At 38.8% G+C, this 22,450-nt stretch carries 18 protein-coding genes; 7 read left to right on the top strand and 11 right to left on the bottom strand.

All coding sequences use genetic code 11. The features are described from left to right. Positions 1-15 precede the first annotated feature (15 nt). Complete coding sequence (locus ACE1CC_RS02920) at positions 16-1,467, bottom strand: sigma-70 family RNA polymerase sigma factor (protein ID WP_413268977.1); 1,452 nt, start codon at positions 1,465-1,467, stop codon at positions 16-18. Between the two features lie 289 nt (positions 1,468-1,756). Further along, positions 1,757-2,827, bottom strand: a complete 1,071-nt coding sequence (gene acsF, locus ACE1CC_RS02915) for a magnesium-protoporphyrin IX monomethyl ester (oxidative) cyclase (RefSeq protein ID WP_413268976.1) — start codon at positions 2,825-2,827, stop codon at positions 1,757-1,759. A 233-nt stretch (positions 2,828-3,060) separates the two neighbouring features. Between acsF and ACE1CC_RS02910 the strand changes: the two genes are divergently transcribed. Next, positions 3,061-3,822, top strand: coding sequence for a biliverdin-producing heme oxygenase (locus ACE1CC_RS02910; protein WP_413268975.1), 762 nt, complete (start codon positions 3,061-3,063; stop codon positions 3,820-3,822). A 93-nt stretch (positions 3,823-3,915) separates the two neighbouring features. Here ACE1CC_RS02910 and ACE1CC_RS02905 read toward each other — a convergent pair whose 3' ends face one another. Continuing rightward, positions 3,916-5,103 (bottom strand): glycosyltransferase family 4 protein, encoded by a 1,188-nt coding sequence (locus ACE1CC_RS02905; RefSeq protein WP_413268974.1) that lies wholly within the window; start codon positions 5,101-5,103, stop codon positions 3,916-3,918. A gap of 56 nt (positions 5,104-5,159) precedes the next feature. Beyond that, positions 5,160-6,347 carry a glycosyltransferase family 4 protein gene (locus ACE1CC_RS02900; protein WP_413268973.1) on the bottom strand — a complete coding sequence of 396 codons (1,188 nt, stop codon included), beginning with the start codon at positions 6,345-6,347 and terminating at the stop codon, positions 5,160-5,162. A gap of 372 nt (positions 6,348-6,719) precedes the next feature. On the opposite strand from ACE1CC_RS02900, the gene ACE1CC_RS02895 reads away from it, so the two are divergent. Next, on the top strand, positions 6,720-6,929 hold the full coding sequence (locus tag ACE1CC_RS02895; protein WP_413268972.1) for a hypothetical protein: 210 nt from the start codon (positions 6,720-6,722) through the stop codon (positions 6,927-6,929). 56 nt (positions 6,930-6,985) lie between these two features. Here the strand turns inward: ACE1CC_RS02895 and ACE1CC_RS02890 are convergent, their stop codons facing one another. Further along, on the bottom strand, positions 6,986-9,121 hold the full coding sequence (locus tag ACE1CC_RS02890) for a VPS10 domain-containing protein (RefSeq protein WP_413268971.1): 2,136 nt from the start codon (positions 9,119-9,121) through the stop codon (positions 6,986-6,988). Positions 9,122-9,592: 471 nt separating this feature from the next. On the opposite strand from ACE1CC_RS02890, the gene ACE1CC_RS02885 reads away from it, so the two are divergent. The 3 genes from ACE1CC_RS02885 (at position 9,593) to ACE1CC_RS02875 (ending at position 13,930) form a co-directional block, all read left to right on the top strand. Next, complete coding sequence (locus tag ACE1CC_RS02885) at positions 9,593-10,921, top strand: flippase (protein ID WP_413268970.1); 1,329 nt, start codon at positions 9,593-9,595, stop codon at positions 10,919-10,921. A 964-nt stretch (positions 10,922-11,885) separates the two neighbouring features. Beyond that, on the top strand, positions 11,886-12,854 hold the full coding sequence (locus ACE1CC_RS02880; RefSeq protein ID WP_413268969.1) for a glycosyltransferase family protein: 969 nt from the start codon (positions 11,886-11,888) through the stop codon (positions 12,852-12,854). A 14-nt stretch (positions 12,855-12,868) separates the two neighbouring features. Further along, positions 12,869-13,930 (top strand): glycosyltransferase family 2 protein, encoded by a 1,062-nt coding sequence (locus tag ACE1CC_RS02875; protein WP_413268968.1) that lies wholly within the window; start codon positions 12,869-12,871, stop codon positions 13,928-13,930. 71 nt (positions 13,931-14,001) lie between these two features. Here the strand turns inward: ACE1CC_RS02875 and ACE1CC_RS02870 are convergent, their stop codons facing one another. From ACE1CC_RS02870 to ACE1CC_RS02850, 5 genes are read right to left on the bottom strand one after another with little or no spacing between them, the layout of a single operon-like run. Then, a complete protein-coding gene (locus ACE1CC_RS02870; RefSeq protein WP_413268967.1) occupies positions 14,002-14,781 on the bottom strand; it encodes a glycosyltransferase family protein in 780 nt (259 codons plus the stop codon). Positions 14,782-14,830: 49 nt separating this feature from the next. Next, positions 14,831-15,928 carry a glycosyltransferase family 4 protein gene (locus ACE1CC_RS02865; RefSeq protein WP_413268966.1) on the bottom strand — a complete coding sequence of 366 codons (1,098 nt, stop codon included), beginning with the start codon at positions 15,926-15,928 and terminating at the stop codon, positions 14,831-14,833. 12 nt (positions 15,929-15,940) lie between these two features. Continuing rightward, positions 15,941-17,035, bottom strand: a complete 1,095-nt coding sequence (locus ACE1CC_RS02860; protein WP_413268965.1) for a glycosyltransferase — start codon at positions 17,033-17,035, stop codon at positions 15,941-15,943. A 55-nt stretch (positions 17,036-17,090) separates the two neighbouring features. Continuing rightward, on the bottom strand, positions 17,091-18,377 hold the full coding sequence (locus tag ACE1CC_RS02855) for an O-antigen ligase family protein (protein WP_413268964.1): 1,287 nt from the start codon (positions 18,375-18,377) through the stop codon (positions 17,091-17,093). Further along, positions 18,374-19,285, bottom strand: coding sequence for a glycosyltransferase family 2 protein (locus tag ACE1CC_RS02850; RefSeq protein ID WP_413268963.1), 912 nt, complete (start codon positions 19,283-19,285; stop codon positions 18,374-18,376). The genes ACE1CC_RS02855 and ACE1CC_RS02850 overlap by 4 nt, the downstream gene beginning before the upstream one ends. On the opposite strand from ACE1CC_RS02850, the gene ACE1CC_RS02845 reads away from it, so the two are divergent. Both ACE1CC_RS02845 and ACE1CC_RS02840 read left to right on the top strand, forming a co-directional pair. Further along, on the top strand, positions 19,284-19,442 hold the full coding sequence (locus ACE1CC_RS02845) for a hypothetical protein (RefSeq protein ID WP_413268962.1): 159 nt from the start codon (positions 19,284-19,286) through the stop codon (positions 19,440-19,442). The genes ACE1CC_RS02850 and ACE1CC_RS02845 overlap by 2 nt on opposite strands. Positions 19,443-19,805: 363 nt before the next feature. Continuing rightward, positions 19,806-22,028, top strand: a complete 2,223-nt coding sequence (locus ACE1CC_RS02840; RefSeq protein ID WP_413268961.1) for a GumC family protein — start codon at positions 19,806-19,808, stop codon at positions 22,026-22,028. Positions 22,029-22,158: 130 nt separating this feature from the next. On the opposite strand, the gene ACE1CC_RS02835 is transcribed toward ACE1CC_RS02840, so the two are convergent. Continuing rightward, positions 22,159-22,450 (bottom strand): transposase (locus ACE1CC_RS02835; protein WP_413268960.1); only part of this gene is annotated, 292 nt, incomplete at its 5' end.

Genomic DNA, 22,450 nt, shown 5'->3' with positions numbered 1-22,450 from the left:
TTGTTTTACAATTGACTAGATGTAAAGTTGCAAAAGAGTTTGTAAACGAGTTTCGGTAACTACTGAAATTTGCTGTCTGGTTCTGCTTTCTAACGGTAATTCAATTTGAATTTCTCGCTGAATATTATCAGTTATGCTATCAAATAGCCATTGTTTAATTTCTGCTAGTAGTTCTGTGACTTCCTGTTCGGATTTTTGCATTAGATTGCTAATTTCCTGGAGTGGCAAATTAACAATATAGAATAGCCTTAATAAATCTCGGCTTTGATTTCCCAAAAATCTTATTGCTTTATCGAAAAAGCTGTCAATTCTATCTGAATAGTATTGAAATAACACCGCTTCAATTCCATTGACTTCGGGTGAACTGCTCTCTATTTGGTAATTTTCTTGCACCCAACTACAAACTCTTGACATGATATTTATGTGTATTCTTTTAAGATTGCGACTAACTTTGTATTGTGGCAAATTGCCTAATTCTCTACCAATTTGACCCTGTGTTAGTTCTAAACCATATCTAAGAAAAAGAGTTTGCTTTTCCACTACTGTTTGTAATTCTTGTAGGAGTCGATCGATCAACTCCCCAAAAGCAGCTAATGTTTGATCCATTTCCTCATCACCTCTCTGCAAAGCCGGAAGATTGTCAATTAAAGATATATTTTCATCATTTGCCAAACAAGTAAAACTATCTAAAGAATTAATTGGTGGATCTAATAGTCTGCGAATGGCAATGCCAATATTTTCTAAACAATCTTGAACTTCTCTTGCGTTAATGTTCTGTCTCAAATTTTCTTGGTGAATTTCAGAATAACGGTTCGCAATTTCTTGAAACTGTTCTGTTTCAAATCTGTCTACTCGCAGATTTAATGAGGCTCTTACCTCTTGAAAACATTGCCAAATTAGCAGATATTGAGATAAATTTGTTTGACTATATCCTGAGTTTTGTAACGCTTCTGTAACTTGTTTGCGGCTAGAGCGTGCAACTAAACCTAAGTTGCTTCTCCCTAGTGTTTCTAGTCCGCTCATTCTTCTGAGTGGTGGGATTAAAGAATTCTTAATTCTTCGCTCAGAAAAACTCTTTAATGTGGGATAGAAATAAGTAACTTCAAAACGACGCTCATCAAATCTTTCAAAAAAATTCACTGGGTTGCTTACCAATTCAGATCCAATTGAGAATAAATCTTGGAAATAAGTAGCACGGTATTCAACGGGGAAAAAAGACAGAATTTGCCGAACTACTTTTTCGCAACGTCTTTGTAAAAAAGCAATCCAATGATTTCTGCATAATTTATCCTCTGGATACCTTTGTAACTGTTCAAATAAATTTAGTGCTACTCTGGTTTCCGATGTTCTTTCGTTGAGATCTTGGCATAACGAGTCAATGCTTCTCTTTAATCGCGGATCGATCCGCCAGATAATACGATTTTCTTCTAGGCTATGGGGTAGGCGATAAAAGCAGTCCAATGGCATAAATGTATCCTGAGCAACTAGATGGAACGTTCTAGACTAGCTACAAAGGCTGAACTCCTTGTATTTTGGTCTACTTTATATGATTGGGAGCGATTTAAAAATTTATGCAGTTCTCTAACTCAGATTTTGCAGCAGGGGAGGTAGAACCTCCCAGATCCTCGTTCCCAGGTTGAACCTGGGAACGAAAAAAGGAGGCTCTGCCTCTTGGTGCTCTTATCTGAGTCTAAGCAAGATCCCCGACTTCTTGAAGAAGTCGGGGATCTGGACTTTGGGGATCTGGTAGAGTTTTCTAACGCACGGTTCCTCTCAAGGCTTCTGCATCAACACCTTTGAGCAGATAAATCCGCAGCAAATGACCAAAAATTGATAACTGCAATGGTAGTTTCCGTAACGCTTTCAACCATTTTGGTTGAGAACTAGCATCGATTTGCGACATCTTTAAATTTAGATCGGAACTGCGATGTAAGCGATCGAAAAATTCTGGATTTTCTGTATCTAGAACTGAAGGGAAAGCCCGCGCCGCTGATTCATTCGTCTTGCGAATTACTTCTGCATCAAATTCTGTTGGATCTAATCCCAATACTTTATAAAATCCGGTTCTTTCGTGAACAGTCAAGGTATGAGTGGCAAAAACTGTCAGCAAGAAAAACCGACTCCACAAGCGAGATTGCCAAGTTTGCCACAGTTTTGGTTGAGATCTTAACAATGCTTTAAAAATATCCCCGTGACGGTTTTCATCCTGACACCAACTTTCAAAGTAGCGGAACAAGGGATAAAACTGATTTTCTGGATGTTTTTCTAAATGGCGATAAATAATGATGTAACGCCAGTAACCAATTTTTTCAGATAAATAAACTGTATAAATCACCCATTCGATCGGGAAAAATGTGTAAACCCGATTCTTTGTCAAATAACCCAAATCCATTGTAGTGCCAAAATCCCCCATTGCCTTATTGAGGAATCCCGCATGACGCGCTTCATCTCTCGCCATCAAATTAAACATTTCCGATAACAGCGGACTGCGATCCTTTAATTTGCGCGAAAGTTCCTTAAACAGCAAAAACCCGGAAAACTCAGAAACGCAAGATCTCTCCAAATAATTAATAAAAGCTTGTCTGTCTTCTCCCGTAATATGATCCCAGGACTCATTAAACGCTTCATCCCTAACAAAGTGGTGACGGTTGTAATCCGCCCTCATTTCTGCCAACATTGCCTGTAATTCGGTGTCTTGGGCAGATAAATCCATTTGGGCCGCAGTTTCAAAGTCTGTCGTATAAAACCTCGGTGTGAGGATGTTTTCCTTTAGTGCTTTTGTTTTACCTGCTAACTCCTGAGAGGGCTTTGGCGGAGAAGTAACCATAGTGTTTGTCTCGCTATAACTCAATAGCTTTTAAGTTATACTAATTTCCACCTCTTGAAAAGATATTTGTGTGAAAAAGGTTACAAACGTTAATCTTACTGTAACTTTGTTAAGTTATGAAAACTATTTCACATTTAATCGCCTAATGGCTATAGAGTATTAAAAGTCTTTTGGTGGGATGGGTTAAGGATGCCTGCTGAAAGCGCATTGTCTTAGGAAAGAGGTAAATTGAGATGAGTCACGATTTAGCCAACAGTCTGCGAGAAGGCACGAAACATTCTCACACTGCTGCGGAAAATACTGCTTATATGAAGTGTTTTCTCAAAGGAATTGTTGAAAGAGAACCATTCCGCAAGTTGCTGGCAAATCTGTATTTAGTCTACAGTACTTTAGAAGATTCTCTGCGGCGTTACCAGGATCATCCAGTATTAGGAGTGATGTATTTTCCTGAGTTAAATCGCACCGCAAATTTAGAGAAAGATTTAGCTTTTTATTATGGTGAAAATTGGCGGGAAGAGATTGCTGCTTTACCTGCTGGTAAAGTTTATGTCGATCGCCTGCAAGATCTCGCCAACAACGATCCAGTGCTTTTAATTGCTCACAGTTATACTCGTTACATGGGTGATTTGTCTGGTGGACAAGCTTTAAAAAATATTATTCGATCGGCATTGAATCTACCACCAGATCAAGGTACAGGATTGCACGAATTTGAACAAATTCCCACTGTAGAAGCTAAACGAGAATTCAAAGAAAAGTATCGCCAAGCTTTGAACTCTTTAGCGATCGATGAAGCCACAATTCAACGGATAGTAGAAGAAGCCAACTATGCGTTTAAATTAAATCGAGATGTGATGCACGATTTAGAAGAAGATGTCAGAGTGGCGATCGGCGATCATGTATTTGACTTACTCACCCGTCAAGATAAACCAGGTAGCACAGAACGACCTTCTCATAATACAGCTGGCGAAGCTGTAGTAGTTGGATATAGTGCTTAAAGTAAGAATTTTTAGACTCACACAAAAGCTGGGTTTCTTTAGAATAATCAGTCATTTCTAAGTCCAGAAACCCAGTTTTTTGAATATCAAAAATTAGTAAGCTGAGCTTTCATAGGTGCTACTTGAAACTGGGATTGGTGGTTCTACTTTTTTTAAAGAGGAGAGGAGTGTTGTGTACACTTTTAAAGTTTCTGCGCTAATTTCCTCCCAGTTATAGTGAGTTTGGACGTATTTTTGGGCATTTTTAGCCATCACTGCCATTTCCTCTGGATGATGAATTGCCCAATCTAAGGTACTAATACAGGAGTCTAAATTTTCCACTTGAAAGGCTAAACCCCTTTGCTCAGATGTTAGTTGCTGATGGACAGGAATATCACTGGCAACTACCGGGATACCTTCTTGCATTGCTTCCAACATTGCTATAGGTAATCCTTCTAATTTGGAAGGAAGTACAAATAATCCAGCACCTCGAATAAGTTCTGCTAAATGAGAGCCTTTTTGTTGACCAGCAAATATGATGTCTTTGTTATTTGCTGCCATGTTGACTAGTTTTGTAGAGTATTCAGCAGTATCGCTGGTGCCACCAACGAGAGCTAATTTCCATCCTTTTGGCTGGAGTTTTTGGAATGCTTGAATCAGCAAATCGGGGCATTTTTCTGGGACAAGTCTGCCTAAGAATAAAATGTATTTTTGTTGTGTTAAGCCAAGGGAGGTGCCAAAAGCAAATTCGGGGTCTGATGGAGCTAAAACAGAAGCGGCGTTAGGAATATAAGTTGTCTCTTTGTTATAGACTTTCTTAAAATAGGAACGCAGTTCTTCGGAAACAACTATGATTTCGTCAGCAAAGCGTACTGCTGCTCGTTCACCGTAGTAGAGTAATTTTCCAGAACTTTTGCCCCATTTGGCACGCTGCCAGTCTAAACCATGACAGGTGACAACAATTTTGGCTGAGGTAGTTAGTTTTGGTAGCCAGCAAAAAATAGATGGGCCTAAAGCATGGAAATGAACTATATCATATTGCTCTGTTCCAGAGGCGATCGCGCCAAGTGCAGAACTCAGCAGTGCATCCATTCCCCCTGCATACAAGCAAGGTAAAGAGACGACCTTAACTCCCTTATAGTCATAACTTTCCAGTGAGGTAGATTCAGTATAGGAAGAACGAGCAAACAAATCTACTGAATGACCTTGCGCTACTAAACGCGGATAAATTTCTTCACAATGGTGTTCAATCCCACCCTGTTTAGCGGGTAAACCTTTGACACCAATTACAGCTATTTTCATTGAGAAACTCCTGTTAGACTTTTGTGATGTTGATTTGTTGATGAAGAACTGCGCTGTTACCAACGGCTTAACATATCTTTGTAGATGTCACCCACTACAGTTTTTGCACTATAAGGTGCAGCAGATGCAACACAGGCTTCGGTCGGATAATCTGTTGGATTGTAAAGTACCCTACCCAGAGCCTCTGCAATTGCAACTGGTGTACGTTCTTCGCAAATTACTCCACTCTTAGGAGAGAGTAAGTTAGGAGTTTCACCGCAGCGAGTTGTTACTATCGGTGTCCCACAGGCTAGTGCTTCCAGAACTACTAAGGGTAAACCTTCGTAAGCACTGGTTAAGATAAATGCACTGCAAACTCTTTGCAATTTTGCCAGTTCGGTTTGGTTAATTGCTCCTAGCATTGTTACCTGCTTTTGCAGTCCCAGGCGATCGATTTCTGAAGATACTTGCTCTCGCAAATCTCCATCACCTGCTATCAGTAAATGAATATTTTGGTTGCTCAAAGCAGCAATAGATTGCACCAATAAAATCGGGTCTTTTTGAGGATGTAACCTACCTGCAAAAAGGACAAATTTTTGATTTTCTCCTAACCCCATTTTCTGCGCCAAATTACGTCTTTCCCCCTCTCTTTCATCCCCGGTTAATGGATAACAGATTTCGTTGTCTACTGTATTTTTTACATACTTAACTTTGTCTGCTATTTTAGGATAGCGTTCTTGATATAATTTCGCTGATTCTGTGTTACAAGAAAGAATTTCGGAGAATTGATTAACTAACAGGCGTTCGATCGCAAAATACGCTGCTGGTAGGTAACGCCATGCGATCGCATCTTTCCCAGAATGGGAATTTATCTGTTTGTGAATATCATTGTGAATAAAAAGAGTTTTTTTCCCAGACCAATTCAATGCTGCCGCTGTTGGCTCCAACCTGTGAAAGTGCATAAAGTCAGAAGTAAACTGACGACCAAAAAGCGCCGCTGTGTATTTAATCGTCGTTGGGATTAGCTTTCTGACATTATCATTTTCTATCAAGATTACAGGCATAAACTTAATTGCTTTACCTGCTAACTCAGCTTCCTGCCATTTACCTAGAGGCTGGCGTGGATCATCTCCTGTGCCTACCAGTCTTACTTCAAATTCATCAGGAGCATACTTAACAAAATTTTTAATTACAGTCTGTATTCCCCCGATGCTACTGCGCCAAGGGTTAAACTGATAAAAAATGGTTAAAATTGGTTTATCCATGATTAATAAAATCTACAACATAGCGTATCATTAATATTCTCTCAGATATGTATATCTGCTTGTCATCGCCAATTTCACTGATATTCTAAGTACGTAACCAGCCAGATTTCTGCAAATCTTTATGCGGCAATTTCTATATTTTCCGCCTAATTTAAATTTTTCTCTATTATTCTTTAGATAAATATAAAGATTTGATTAGTTATTTACGAAATAAAAATTAAGCAAGTACTGGGAAAATAAATAGAATGGGGCAAATGCCAGTAGTTTTACTTAAAGAAACAGCGCTCGCTGTTGACAATACGTAAATCGATATTGTATCATTATTATCAATGAATTTTACATAAACTAACCATAATCCCTATAAAATCATTTATGAAAAGACTAACTTCGTTACCCTTAATGCTAATTTTTACTGCGGCTGGTTTTATAGTTTTGGCGGCTTCCGTAATTCTAATGACAGTAGAATCACTGATTTCCTCCTTATGGTCACAAGCGCCATCATCTAAAACTGAAACCGGGAAAAAAAGTTTTACTCAAGCGCAACTACCCTCCACAGAACCACAAGTCCGTTCCAGAACTTAGATCCCTTCATTCAGATCTTCGACAACTTCTGCTTTCGTCGGGAATCTAATCTTAAGTTATGGTATTGGAGCTAAAGTTTTGGCATTTTGCGGAACTCCGTAAAAAATTCCCCTGCCGTTCGTCCCAATAAATACCAACCCAAATTGCTGCCAGCTTCCTTCCATTGTGTTGGGTTCATTACCAATGGGATTTTCTCTAGAACCAATGCTAACCCAAGTTTGCCCTCGATCCAAAGAACGGAAAATGCCATCTCCGATGCCCGTAACTTTTCCGTATAGATAAAGGGCGGGAATATTGCTACCTTGGGGTGGTTTACCAAAAGCAAATAAAGAAGCTCTTTCTACCGAAGGTAATTTTGTAAAGGTAGTACCGCCATCGGTGGAACGGAACAAACCATTTTTATCTAAACTAACCCACACCTCGTTTTTAAAACCGGGAACAGTTTTAATGGCATAACTATTCCACTGACCGTGAGGAAGAGAAGAGTTAACCAAACTGAAGGATGAACCCCGATCAGTACTGCGGTAAGCTTTGCCTTCCCTGTAATAGTAAAAGGTATTGCCATCTACTTTGTCTGCGGCTAAAGGGTGATTCCAAAACCAAGGCCCTTCAGGGCCATCGGGTAGTCCCGAAACTTTGTTCCAAGATGCGCCACCATCTGTGGTGCGTAGAGGTTGGGCTTTGCTGGTGATAATTACAAAGAGATTGGGATCTGTGGCAGAAACAGCTACCCGCAAAGGCATGGTGTTTGCTGGGAACGAGGGAAATTTTTGCCAAGTTTTACCGCCATCGGTGGAAGTTGCGCCTGTGAAAGTGGAGTTCCATCTGGCACCACCGACACGGACTACCCGTTGAGGATTATTTTGTGAGTAAGCAAGACCCAAGGTATCGCGCCATTCGGGTGTGCCATGAAATCTTTGTGAGGGATAGTTGTTTAGTCCTTTGTCGTGATAAAAACCGACTACATCAGCAAGGGCACTTAATAAAACGGGGCCTTTTGCAGGTGCAGCTAAGGCAAAGGAAACTACTTCTTCATGTCCTTGTTGGTAGTTAGTCCAAGTAACTGGATTGGCGTTAAAGTTGTTGGTTTGCCAAATGCCAAATCCATCTGTTAGCCAAACTTTTCCGGGAACATGGGGGTCAAATTCGATCGCAGATGTCCAAATCGAAAACATCGGATGGGTCGGATCGTACCACCAAGGAACTGTATGTTGTAACGATGCCTTTTTTTCTGTCCAACTTTTCCCTGCATCAGAACTTTGATAAATTTTGGTGTTTACTGATTGACCGCTTGCGACGATAATTTCATTGGGATTTTTCGGGTTAATAGCTAAAGCATTAAAGAATGTTTCTTTGCCTGAAGGAGTAATATTAGTCCAAACTCCGTTAGCATATTTGCTAACTCCAGACTTAGCAGTAACGTAGAGAGTGCCGTTATTATTAATTGCCATTCTTTGCGGCTGATTTGGGCTGCCTTCTATTTTGCTCCAAGTCACACCTGTATCCGTTGATTTATAAATTCCGTCTCCGAATACATTAGCGTAGATTAAACCAGGCTTTTGCCGCTCGAATAGAATGCCTAAAACGCCTATTTTGGGAGTAAGTTTTGCGGACAAGGAAGTAACTTTAGTCCAGGTTTTACCTGCGTCTTGAGATTTCCATAATCCATCATGTCGGGAACCAAAAAAGATGATGTTAGAGTTATGGGGATTGACGGCTAATCTCATTCCTGCCCAACGATGATCGTCGTTACTATCCATTCCTAAATCTAAGTTTAACTTTTGCCAAGTTTGACCGCGATCGCTAGATTTAAAAATAGCTCCTTTAGGTTGCCAAGCTGAGTATTTTCCGGCTGCTATATAGACAATATTCGGGTTATTTGGATCGAAAGCTAGTGCTTCTCCACCATAGTAAGTTTGTTGCGCTTGGGTAAAGCTATCAGTTATGGGAATCCAACTTTTATTAGCTGCATTCCAACGATAAAATCCACCTATGTCAGTTCTAAGATAAACCAGGTCTTTTTGTTTGGGATGTATGTAAATACCTGTAACAAAGCTACCTCCTCCTATGGATACGTTAGCCCAACGATATCCATTTTCCCCAACGCTAGAGGGCATGGCACTAACAGGTGTAATAGTTGTAATGGTTTCACTTTGTTGGATATCATTGCCGCATCCAGCTAAAATTCCCATGAAACCAAGGGTTACAGTCCAAGAGATTATACGGTTTTGCTTTAAATTTATGATGGGCAATGGGCTGGGGGATTTAGAGACAGGAGGAATTTGAATCAGTTTAAGTATGCTCATAATTTCCCAAAAATTCTTGTGATTGAAAGCTTAGACCCTTTAAGGGAAGCGTGATTGGGGATAAAACTATCCCAATTATCTCTATTGTTCCAGCAATGGTCTTCAGTACTTCCGGTGAATAAAAGATTAAATTTTAGGCAAGTTTCCGTAATTTCACTCATAATACTTTATCTACAACCCTCTTAAAATTAATATGGTAATGCAGCGTCAAAATTGAGGAATTAGACAAGGGGAAAAAGTAAAAGTAAGTAATGCTGCATCTTGCTAGCTGAGAGGAGTAAATTTTTTTGGCTTACTACTTCAAAGCTTAATAAAACTTAAGTAAAGGACAAAAAAAGTTGTTTTAAATCGGAGATTATGCTAAATAAATTAACTTCTGTAGCTCAAAACATTAGCCCAGAATTACGCAAGATAATTGGGAATATAGGGTGGCTATTTGGCGATCGCATTCTCCGCATGGGTGCAGGGCTAATTGTAGGCGCTTGGGTAGCCCGTTACTTACAACCACAGCAATTTGGTCTGTTTAACTATGCGGGGGCTTATGTAGCGCTGTTTACCATTATTTCTAGTTTGGGCTTGGATCAGCTTGTAGTGCGTGATATTGTCCGCGATCCTGATTGTAAAGATGAAACTTTGGGGACAGCTTTAGCATTAAGAATTTTTGGTGGCATATTTACAGTTATAATCACGGCTGGAACTGTTTTTGCTTTCAACCGCGATAGCCAATTAACTACTATTTTGGCAACTATAATGGCGTTTGCGACCATTTTTAATGCCTTTAATACGATCGAATTTTGGTTTCAGGCACAAGTTAAATCAAAATATACAGTTATTGCCAAAAATACAGCTTTTTTTCTAGCAACTTTGTTGAGAGTTGTTTTGATTCAAATGCAAGCACCTTTAGTTGCCTTTGCTTGGGCAATGGTGGTAGAAAGTCTTTTGGGTGCTATAGGTTTGATTATTGCCTATAAAGCTAAAGGACAACACTTGTTCCAATGGCGTGTAAGTTGGCAACGTGCTAAAGTCTTACTCAAAGAAAGTTGGGCGCTAATCCTTTCAGGTTTCGCCATCATGGTTTATGTGAGAATTGACCAAATTATGCTAGGTCAATTAGTAGGTGATAAGGTGGTAGGGTTCTATTCAGTAGCAGCGAAAATCGCGGAACTTTGGTATTTTATTGCTAGTGCGATCGTAGGTTCTGTGACTCCTTCAATTGTGAAAGCTAGAGAAGAAAGTCGGACACTTTACTATAACAAACTACAAAAGCTTTTCAATATGATGGCAGTGATTACTTTTGGACTCGCCATTGTGATGATCTTTTTATCCAAACCGCTGATTGTGCTATTATTTGGTCAGGAATATGCCCCAGCTAGTTCCATGTTATCGATTTACATTTGGTCAGCAGTATTTGGATTTTTTGGTTGGGCTAAAAGTATTTGGATTATTGCCGAAAGTCAGGCTACTTATGCTTTAATTACTACTTGTTGTGGTGCGGCGATGAATATCGGATTAAATTTCTGGTTGATTCCGATTTATGGGGGAAATGGTGCTGCGATCGCCACTGTTGTTTCCTACGCCTTTACCGATTATGTTCTCTGTTTCGTTTATCCCCCAGCACGTCAGCTTGGTTGGATTATGACTAAGGCATTAACTTTCAACTATTTTACCTTTAAAAACCTGTGGTAACTTATTTTCTCGGCTTTTGCTATTTTATAAAAGCCAACATTAAAATAAGTTTTTAGTCATTTAGATTGCTTGTTAAAGGTTAAATTAGCAACTTAAATGACTAACACTTTAAAGACACTTTATAATGTCGATCAACTAGGTTTTTTGCTCATTTTGTCAATCAAATTTATCCTTAAAGTTGTCAGCAATGGTCTCTCAATATAATGGTATATTATAGCTCCAATAGCTATAGCCATGATCCAAATTATGATGCCAATTAGATTGACTAGTATAAAGTTTTGGAAAATTCCACTTAAAGGAGATTTAAGCAGCACTTTACAGATGTTAACTATTATGAAACCATGAATTAAATATATAGTGTATGATGAGTCTCCTATCTGGATTAAACTATTTGGTATTTTCAGATTTCTACTATTTTCTATTGCTACCGATCCAATAATCAGCAACATAAAAGGAATACCGGAGGAAATAACAGATGATATTTTCACTAAATTATAGTTAGAATTAATTGCCGAAATAGTCAAGAGAAAAGCTGCTACGGAAATTAACCGACTAGGGTGTTTTATGGGAAATTTCAAGATCAGATAAGCTGATGCAATTCCAAACAGAAACTCTAAATTGCGTTCATTAAAGATAAAATTGAGTAAAAAATTCTCCTTGAGAATACCCACTACTCCAATTAAATTGAGCAAAGATCCCAAGAACCAAATAACAATGAATGGTTTTAAAACCTTGTCGTAGTTAAATATTTATGCTAAAGTAAGATATCCAAAATTTATCTAGCTAAAAATTTAAGCAAATACAGCTAAGTTACAAAGTTGCCAAAAGTATAGGAACAAATGAATGAGCTAAAATAAAAGCCAGTAAATATTTTCCAAATAATCAGGTAAAGAGAACCTAGTGTTAATTAATAAAAACCACTCACTAATCCACAAATAGGCCAACAATTCAAGGAAGTATTTTTATGGAAGACTTTGGAATTATCATTGCTTGCTGCGACCAAGATTATCACTATGCTAAAGGTTGTTGCGGTAGCATAAGGCATTTTTTAGGTGATGTCCCAATTTGCCTGATTATTGATGGAGAATTTTCCGCCCCAGAATTGGAAAAAGCTTATGGTGTGAAAGTTATTAATCATTTAAATGTTAAAAACAAAGTTCTCCGGGAGAGAAGTTTTGGTTGGGGATTAACGAAAATGGTCGCCTTTTGGGAAAGTCCCTGGAGTAAGTTCCTTTTCCTGGATGCCGACACAATTGTTTGGGGGGATATGCTCAAATATGCGAACTTTAAAGACTTTGATGTAATTGTCGATCGCCCCCTTTACAAAGATACCTTGGAAGAAGTTTCGCGATTTTTCTTTACCACGCAAGAAGTAGAGAAACATTTTCCTGAGTTTCAGTGGCAAAAACATTTTGGCGAATACTTTTGTACAGGAACATTCTTTGCCAAACGAGACCTATTTAGCCTAGATGAATATATTTATATGTTGGATTTTATCAAGGAAAATCCCAATATATTTTGGTTTGGAGAACAAGGCTTTTTAAATATGATGATTTTTCGTGACTCTGATGCAGGAAAACTACGTTTGGGACAATCAAGCTTTCAAGTTATTGCGCCGAAATTTAAATGGGATGAATTAAAAAAACGCTTTCCCGTTGAGAAAACTGGCCCAGTAGTTCAAGGAGATGATGCTTGTGTAATTCATTGGGCTGGGCCAAAACCAACCTTGTATAATTCGCAAGTTTATTCAGAACCAATGAATTTTTCTCGTCGCAAGTGTATGCGGGAAGCTCAAGGTTTAACAGGATTGCCAGCCGAAGCTTTGCTAAAATCAGAAGATATTAAACGCGCTCTCAATATTTACCAGAAAAAGTTGGTTCGCAAAGTTAGAAAAGCGATGAAACTTTCGGTAAAAACTGGAGTGAATTACTAACTCAAGGAATTGCTATGTCTTCCCAAAATCCTCGTGCTAGTGCCATCATGCCTGTTTATAACAGGGAAGAATACTTAAAAGAAACGATCGATAGTGTATTAAATCAAACCTTCACAGATTTTGAGTTTATTATTATCGATGATGGTTCTAGCGATCGCAGTGTAGAAATTATTAAATCCTACAAAGATCCCAGAATTAAATTATTCTTGAATGACAAGAATAGTGGCACTAGTTACAGTAGGAATCGGGGAATCGATCTTTCTAGCGGCGACTATATCATTACCATAGACTCCGACGACATTAATTTACCCCAAAGATTTGCCACACAAATTGCTTACATGGATTCTCATCCCGAAGTTGGTATTTGTGGAAGTTGGGTAAAAACAATTGGCGAAGTTGCAGGAGAATTGTGGCGATGTGCAGTAAACCCAGAAATTGTTCACTGTCGGACTTTGTTTGAAGCAGTTTTATGTCACCCCTCAACGATTATTCGCCGGAAATATTTAGACGAATATTCTTTGAGATATTCAGTTGAACTGAAACGTGCTCAGGATTGGGATTTATACTGTAGGGGTGCTAGACATTTTCAAATAACAAACATCCCGGAAGTTCTGGTTTATTACAGATGGCGCAAGTACGGCAAAAACTTGTCCGATGAAGAACTAATGTCACAAAAATATTACTATTTCTACGAGATAGATAAAAGAAACTTCCAAGCTTTGAATTTACAGCCAACTGAACAAGAAATGCTAGTTCATCGCCGCTTAGGAAATTCGGAACTAAAAAAAGATCAAGATTTCGTTCTAGAATCTAACTTATGGTTAGATAAACTTTTTGGAGCCAATCAAATTGCTAAAGTATATCCTCAATCAACTTTTCTTCAGGTTTTAGCAGGTTACTGGTGGGAAGTATGCAGTTATGCGTCTGATTCTCCTCTACAAGCTGTCAGCCAATTCTTTAATAGTCCCTATTTGGATATTAAGAGTCAATCTGCAACTAGTAAAGCTAAACTCCTGGGTAAATCGTTGGTTAAAAAAAGCTATTTTAGCTTAAAAAACGCTTTAAAACGTTCCTAAGCTAAAGCGAAAAGCGAGAGCAAGTGAGATCCCCGACTCAAGCAGAAGTTGTCGGGGATCTTTATTTTAAGTTATTTAAGAAATGAGAAGTATTTGCCCAAATTGTATTTCATCCGCTTTTTAATTCCCCGCCAACTGTTATTGCTTACACTTTGATACATCCAAGCATCTAAATCTAATCCAAAAGGAGTTTCTACCTTACTAACAAGAAAAGAAGCAGGATCATCAGATACTAATACTTCCCAAGTGTTTGGTTGTTGTGCGCCCCAATTAATAATATCTTCTAAAGTCACTCTTTCTAAAAGTTTCCTTTTGATTAAGCACGCAGCTGTGCCAAAGTATTTCTTGGGATGAGCAAAAATTTCACTTCCTGGGTAATCTTTACCGGGAAACCAGTTTTGATCGAATTCCTTTGGCATAGTGAGAAGATTTATGCCGAGAAGACTTTCATCTTTTTCCAATGCTTCCAGACTCAGTTGGATAAATTTAAAGCAATTTTCATAAGAAGTAGTTACTTTGATATCATCGTCAAGGTGGAGAATATAGTCACCCAGGCAAATAACCATACTGTTAATAATGCCGAAATTACTGTGGGGTGCATGAATTAGAGTATTATACTTAATATTGTCAAATTTATTAAGATGACTGGTTTGTTTGAGCAATCTGATTCCATTAACATCAGGACTGCCATCGTCTAAAAATATTTTCTCCTTAAAGGGAAATTCAAGAAATTGATCCCAAGTTTTTATGGCATTACGCACTAAGGAAGCGCGGTAGTTACTTAAAGAACTGAGATAGGAACAGGTACAAAAAGAGGTTTTACTGAACAAGTCGCTGGTGCTAGCTTCCATAAGATCTAAACTCCTATTAATTAATGATTTGGATAAATTCTGTCATGATTTAATTATCTGATAAAACTTGGATAATTTTAGCGGCTATCTTATCCCAGTTCAATTTATTTTTCATCTTGTCTCTTGCTTGTCCAGACATTTGGTTTAATAAAGCAGGATTGGTAAGCAAAGTGATGATGCGCTGGGCTAAAATTTCCGCTGTAGGCTCATGAATAACCACCCCATTTACATGATTATCCACTATTTCCGGCATTCCATCTTTATCAGTGACAATACAAGGAACTCCATAATTCATTGCCTCCATTAAAAAAACCGGAAAAGGATCGCAATAAGCAGGTGCAACTACTAAATCTGATGTGAGGAATAACTCGCGCATTGCCTCAGCAGAACGAATAATTCCCGGATTTTCAACTCCATCCTGGTTGGTAGATAAATTTTTCCCAATTATTACTAATTTAGCATCGGGAATTGCTTGCTTTACCTGCTTAAAAGCCGCTAAAAGTAAATCTCCACCCTTTCTTTCAAAATCAGAACCATTAAACAAAATTTGTTTAGTACCAAAGCTTTTTTCTCCTTGATATGGTTCAGTATAATTGCCAGAAGCACCTACCACCGTTATTTTTTCGCCTGGAATGCCGTAATCTTCAATTAAGGATTTTTTCACGACATTACTCATTGGAAAAAGATGATGAGCTTTTTCATAAGCCTTGCGTTCGCAGTCCAGCCAAAAATTAAGTTCTTTTTGGTTACTAAAAGGAGACCAAGCAGGCCAATTTTTTGCTGCTAGTGCCATATTGTAGTCTAACAGCATAACATAAGGAATATCGAAATTTTCCCAAAATGGACAATAAAGGGCAAATATATGAAAAACTAAATCAGGATGATATTCCAATTCTCGGATTTTTTTCTCGGTTTCTAAAGATTTTTTGACAAATGTTTGCTGATTTTTCCGCAATAACTTTTCCGCAGGTTTCAGGAGAAACTTAGGTAAAAGCTTCTTGATTGTTTGCCCTCGCTTAGTTTGCTCTAAACTTCCTTGGACTAGGTAATCTAATTGTTCTAAATGGGGAGACATAGCTGTAAATAAAGGCTGATGGCGATTGATAAAAAACGCATCCCCTGTAACCAAAATCTTTTTTAGCTCCATAGTTTTAATCTCCTAACCAGCCTGTAAAAGTTCTAGATATTGTTCCACAGCTTTTTCTAATAAGAATTCTCCGGCTTTTTGCTGTAATAAGGTTGAATCTAAGGGGTTCTCTAAAGCGTTAATAATTCCTTGTGCCATAGCTGGAATATCTCCCACAGGGACTAGCTTTCCATAGCGATCGTTTTCTAAAATTTCTGCTGGCCCACTTTTACAATCGGTGGATACTACTGGAGTTCCTACTGCGATCGCTTCAATCAACACCGTAGGCAATCCCTCATATAATGAGGAAAGGACAAACAATGCCGATCGCTTCATATAAGCAAAAGGATTATCCACAAATCCAGGTAAAGCCACATCTTTTTCTAAACCTAATTCCTGCACCAAAGATTCCAAAAGATTTCTATCTTGACCTTCACCTAATATCATTAATCTGGCTGGACGTTGCTGTTTAACTTGAGCAAAAGCGCGAATTAAAGTCGGAAAATCTTTTTGCTTATCCAAACGTCCCACCGCCAAAATTACCGGAATTTCTCCTGGTAAAAACCAAGGATGTGTCAAAGGTTCGGCAGCTTTTTTGAGTAATTCTGGTGTTACCACTGGATTGTAAATTACTTTCACTCTTTCTTTCGCCAAACCTAGATTTATCAAATCAACAGCTGACCCTTGGGACACTGCTACCACTTGATCGGCCAAAGGATAAAACAACCTTGCCAAATAAGGTGCAAATCGCTTTTTGATCTGAGTTGATGTTTGAGATTCCACTGAAAGCGTATTGTGTACGCTTACCACCACTCGCGTTGATACTCCCGCTAAACGCCGACATAAAAGCGCCACCACATTGATATCTTCCATTGCTGAAAGTAAAGCTTTGGGCTGATTTTTTCGCAAGTAACCTATCAAAGCGGGGAAACTTCGCAACAATCTCCGAGTGTTTAAGTTTATTACTCGAACTTGGGGTGGAATTAGAGATATAGAAGGGCCATCTGTTTTGACTAAAACTAAATCTACGCTTAGACCTTTCTCGACAAAACCACGAGCTAAATAGAGCATTACCCTTTCTGCTCCACCGCCACCAAGACCTGCCATAAAAAGAGTTATATCCGGCATTTTTTTAGCCCAAATTACAATTAATTAAGCATAGTATGAGAGCTATTTGGGAAATTCAAACTAACTTTTTAGGTTCAATTTTTACTTCCTCAGTTTCTACTTCCCAAGCTCCAGGTATTACTGCCCGAATTCGCTTCATGGAAAAACTTGCTGAAACATATAATATCCAGAAAAAAGAATTAGTTTCTACAATAGTAGACTCAGTGTTATTGTACACTAATAAAAATATTACATACAATAGAGGCCACAAGTCTTCTATTTCCCCGCCAACTCTTGTCCAAATTAGTCCTCTGAAAAAGCAAAGTATCAAACTACCAAACCAAAGTGCAAACCCAATTAATCCCAAATGAACTGCTACATCTAAATAGCCATTGTGAGCTTGAGATAACACTAAGAAAATATAAAACTTCACATTTTCTCCTTCTCCTCCTGGTAGCCAAAATGCTTCATAACCAAAGCCTAACCAAGGACGCTCTTTAATTTTATCGATGACAAATTCCCAAATATCTGTCCGACCCGTGAGAGTAGGATCTTTGCCAAGACCGTATAGAAAAGGCTCCCAATTACTTACTAACCATGTAGCTGCGCTGGCACCTATTAAAACGATGACAATCAAAAAGGGAACAACTACTGATTTTGTTGATTGCAAAGCTTTACACAGCGGTACAAGCAGCATTAAGGTGAGAAAAACTAGCAGACCAGTTTTGGAAGTACTCAGCTGAACCATAAGAACCGAAAGGATAAAAATACCCCACATAATTCTGCGGTGTTTCTTAGCTTTCAAGGCAGCAAATAACAGAGGGACTGTAGATATAGCCATGAAGCGAGAGAAGTGATTTTTGTGGAGTAAAGGCCCACGCCAAGCGCCTTTATGAGTTCCTTGTTCTATTCCATAATTAGGAAGCGCCCCACTATACAACAAGCTGAACACTACGGATATACCGAATGTCCATTGCAATATGTTCATTTGCTCTTTCATGTTGTAGCGGGAAGCGATGTATAACCCGAATAGGGTTGTGAGTACAGTTAACTGACCATTTTTTTCGGATATGTTTGGGAAATCTGACCAATGATGGGACATGACAATTATTCCCATCAAACCCCAGATTAGTACATCCCTTAAGGCTGGACGAACCACTGTTTTTAGCCGTAACGTCAGCATAAAAAGGGTATAGGCATAATAGGCATACCTGAACAACACCATGATTTTGTCAAATGGGTTGCTGCCACCTGCACTTCCCCCCGCTCCGTCAGAACCCCGACCATAGCTGCCCATGGCAATTACGCCGGAGAAAACCAGCATACCAAAAATTGCTAATGCTTTTTCGAGTTTTGGGTTCACGGTTTTAAACGATTGTAAATAGCCCTAGCGTTAACTTCTATTTTTTCTCTTGGTGTTAGGGAACTGAAGTATTTTTTAACAAATTCTTGATATTCTGGTTCCACACCTCCGCTATGCCAAAATGCACCCAAAGCAGCCGCAAATATATTGTTGGTAAATTTAGATAAAAATGGATAATTTACTCGCATCCAATAGGCAGTAAGGGTAAGTATTCTAGCTGCGACTAGACGATTATCTTTCCTCATGCTGTAAGCATTACTACCGTGAACGCGATAAAGTGTCAATTCTTGATCTAGGAGTAATCCTTTGCTTAGTGCGATCGCCGTAAATTCCAAATAACCATCGTTCAAACCAATTCTTTTGGCTTCCGGCATGGGGAGAATTTTTTCTAAGAGCGATCGTCTAAAGCATAATCCAGAAGTAGAAGGAAGCACTGGTAATTTATCCCTTAGTTTGCCGCCTTTAATATGTTCTCTGAGATCGTACTCTCCGGCAGGCGGGTAATTAAAACCTCTGTCTATTGATGATGTTGCTTCTCCATCCACCCATGTTAGGGGATGAAAACACCATTCTAAGTCTGTGCGATCGCCAAATGCCTTAACCACCTCAGCCGCTTTTTGGGGTAAACAGAGATCATCTGCATCCAAAAAACAAATAATTTCCCCTCGACTCGCAGCAAAACCAGCATTGAAAGCCGAAGCCTGTCCACCATTTTCCTTGAACACTGAGATAATTTTATCACCATAACTAGCGATAATTTCCCGTGAATTATCGGTGGAACCATCATCCACAACAATTACTTCAACATTCGGGTAGCTTTGGTTTAAAGAACTATCGATCGCTTGGAAAAGAAAACGCCCATAGTTATAGTTATTAATCGCAATGCTAACTAAACAGTTATCTTTCATGCTCTACCAACTTCAAGCTTTTTACTTTTGTGGCATTGGTTCTCACTCACCGCTACTCAAAGAAAGAACCAGCCACTATTTTAACCGACTAAATCCTGCGGTGAACACTGATACAATTACTAGAAATATCCTCAATTTAGATACTTCGCTTATCTAAATTGAATAATATCTTCCTTAATATACTATGATTTGATTATTTGTTTACCTTTTTGGGTACTATATAGCTATGAGCCAAATCCATACTCCGTAGATTTACGGTGTTACTATCTCAGTATTTATCCGTATTTCTGTTTACTTACTTGCCATTTCATTTAGTTAAGGTTATGAAAGATATGAGCGAAACATTTTTCAGCGAATCAAAATCGTCATTTGATTAAATGTGAAAAAATACCTAATGTTTGCTGGGTGGTAACTTTACTTAAAAATATGTAAAAAAAAATACCATATCTTTGCTTAAGTTCACATAAAAAACAACCCGTATTGTAGAAAACCTGTCAACCCTTTCCGAGAGTAAAATCCTATGAATCCCAAAGACTACAGCGAAGACATAGATTTCCAAAAGTTTGGCTTGATCCTCAAACGGCGTTGGCTTCCTGGCGCAGTAGCATTCTTAGCTGTTTTTACACTAGCCAGCCTATCGGCAATGAGAAAAACGCCTACTTATGAAGCCCAAGGAAAATTACTATTTCAAAAGAAAAATACTTCTTCTTCTCTGATTACCGAAGCGGGAGACAAATTAGGGCAGTTGGAAACCCTAAACATGATGAACACTCCCGTAGATACCCAAGCGCAGGTAGTCTCTTCGCTGCCAATTGTCAAAAAAACCATAGAAGCATTAAACCTTAGAGATAAGAAAGGCGATTTAATACCACCGGAAGCTTTCTTTTCAGGACTTACGGTAAAAGGGATCAAAGGGACAGATGTTTTGCAGATTACCTATAAAGCTAAAGATGCCAAAGAAGCTGCTGATGTAGTAAACAAACTGATGCGTCTTTACATAGAAGACAATATATTGAAAAACCGGGCGGAAGCAGCAGCGGCTAGAGAATTTATTAGTAAAGAGTTACCAACAGTTCAGGCTCATGTTCGGCAAGCTGAAGCCGCCTTACGTACTTTCAAAGAAAAAAACCATATTGTAGCGCTGGAACAAGAAGCTGTCATGGCTGTTGATGTAATCACTGGCATAGATAGACAGCTGGCTACTGCGGAAGCTCAACTGGCAGATACCATAGCTAGAGTTGCCGAAATCCAGCAAAAGCTCAATATGAGTCCAGAGAAAGTGATTGATTTGAGCAGTGCGAATCAGTCCAAAGTAATTGAGAGTTCGCTTCAAGAATTACAAAGAGTGGAAGCTCAGCTGATATTAGAAAGGACTCGTTTTACAGCAACACACCCCGTAATCAGAAACTTAGAAGATAAGCGGAATGGACTTAAAGCATTTTTGCAAAGTCAGATAGGACAGTCTCTCGGTACAAGAACACAAATGCCAAATCCAAATGGCAATTTACAAACAAGTGAATTGAAAGAAAGACTAGCGACTGACTTGGTGAGTTATGAAGGGCAACGTATAGGCTTAGTTAAGCAAATTGCGTCTCTAAATCGTACCAGGGAAGCTTACAGAAACAGAGCTAATCTTTTACCGAAATTACAAGAAAAATCAAAAGATTTAGAACGGCAAGTGGAAGCGGCACAAACTAGTTACCAGCTGCTTTTAAAAAATTACCAAGAAGTACAGATTGCCGAGAATCAAAATGTTGGTAATGCGACGATCATTGAGGAAGCAAGCATTCCCGGAAAGCCCGCTGATAGCAAGAAAAAATTGTTTTTGATCGGGGGATTTTTGGCGGGAATTATGGTGTATGTAGTGATAGCGTTCTTAGTAGATTTAGCAGATCCAACTCTGAAAACAGCCAAAGAATTACGGCAAATATTCAAGTACACTGTGTTGGGAATGATTCCTTCTTGGAAAAAAAGGCTGGTATTTCCAATTCCCATGAGGAAGCCAGATGAAAAAGTAAAACTTGCGGTTAAAGATGCTCCGCATTCAATTATTAGTGAAACTTACAGAATGCTTCAGGCTAACTTAAAGTTTCTTAGTCCCGATCGCGAATTAAAAGTTATTGTAGTCACAAGTTCTGTTTCTAAGGAAGGTAAGTCAACTGTTTCGGCTAATTTAGCTGTAGCTATGTCTCAGTTGGGACAGAAAGTGCTGTTAATAGATGCGGATATGCACCACCCGATACAACATCACATTTGGAACTTAACTAATGTTGCTGGACTCAGTGATGTAATTGTTGGTCAAGCTGATGTAAATTCAGCGGTAAAAGAGGTGATGCCTAACTTAGATGTGCTTCCCTCTGGAGTCATTCCTCCTAATCCTTTAGCTTTGCTTGATTCTAAGCGGATGGCTTCATTAATTGAAGATTTTTCTGAGACTTATAATTTCGTAATTATCGATACGCCACCTTTGGTGCTTGTGGCTGATGCGCTGACTTTGGGCAAAATGGCTGATGGTTTGTTGTTGGTAGCACGTCCTGGTATGGTGGATACTGTTAGTGCTTCTGCTTCTAAAGGATTTTTAGTGCAGTCGGGTCAGAATGTTTTGGGTATGGTGGTCAACGGCATCATTATTGAAAATGAACCGGATAGTTACTTCCATCACGCCAAATCATACAATGAGGATTTGACCACTACAAAAGTTACTTTGTCTAAAAAGGAAAAAGTTAGTTCTCCTTCCAAGTAAGCTGTCATCAGTAAGTAGTTAATATCGTTTACGTAAATGATTAATACAAATGGGGTAGGGGCGGGTTTAGCGAAAAGATTGAAATACTCAGTAGTCAACCGCCCCACCCACGAGGGGATGGGGCTTGTAACTAACCAGAGAAACTGGTTGAAACATCTGGGTTATTGACTGAACCCTGCTCCTGAGTCCCTTGGGTAGAGGAGAGAAAATAATCGTCGTGAATATTTCTAGCAGCATTCAAATCGGCATGAGTTTGGTGTCCACAATTTTTGCAGTGGAACCTAGACTTATGCCGATTTGTCTTTTTAATATGCTTACAAATATTGCACTTTTGGGAAGTATAACTAGGAGCGACATGAACCACTCTTTTCCCTAGCGCAATAGATTTGTAAGTCAAAAATTGTTCCTGCTGATAGAAAGGC

This window comes from Floridaenema aerugineum BLCC-F46 (assembly GCF_041929345.1).
Classification (GTDB): domain Bacteria; phylum Cyanobacteriota; class Cyanobacteriia; order Cyanobacteriales; family Aerosakkonemataceae; genus Floridanema; species Floridanema aerugineum.
The sequence above is the reverse complement of the archived record's forward strand: the minus strand, read 5'-3'. Positions and strand labels throughout refer to the sequence as shown.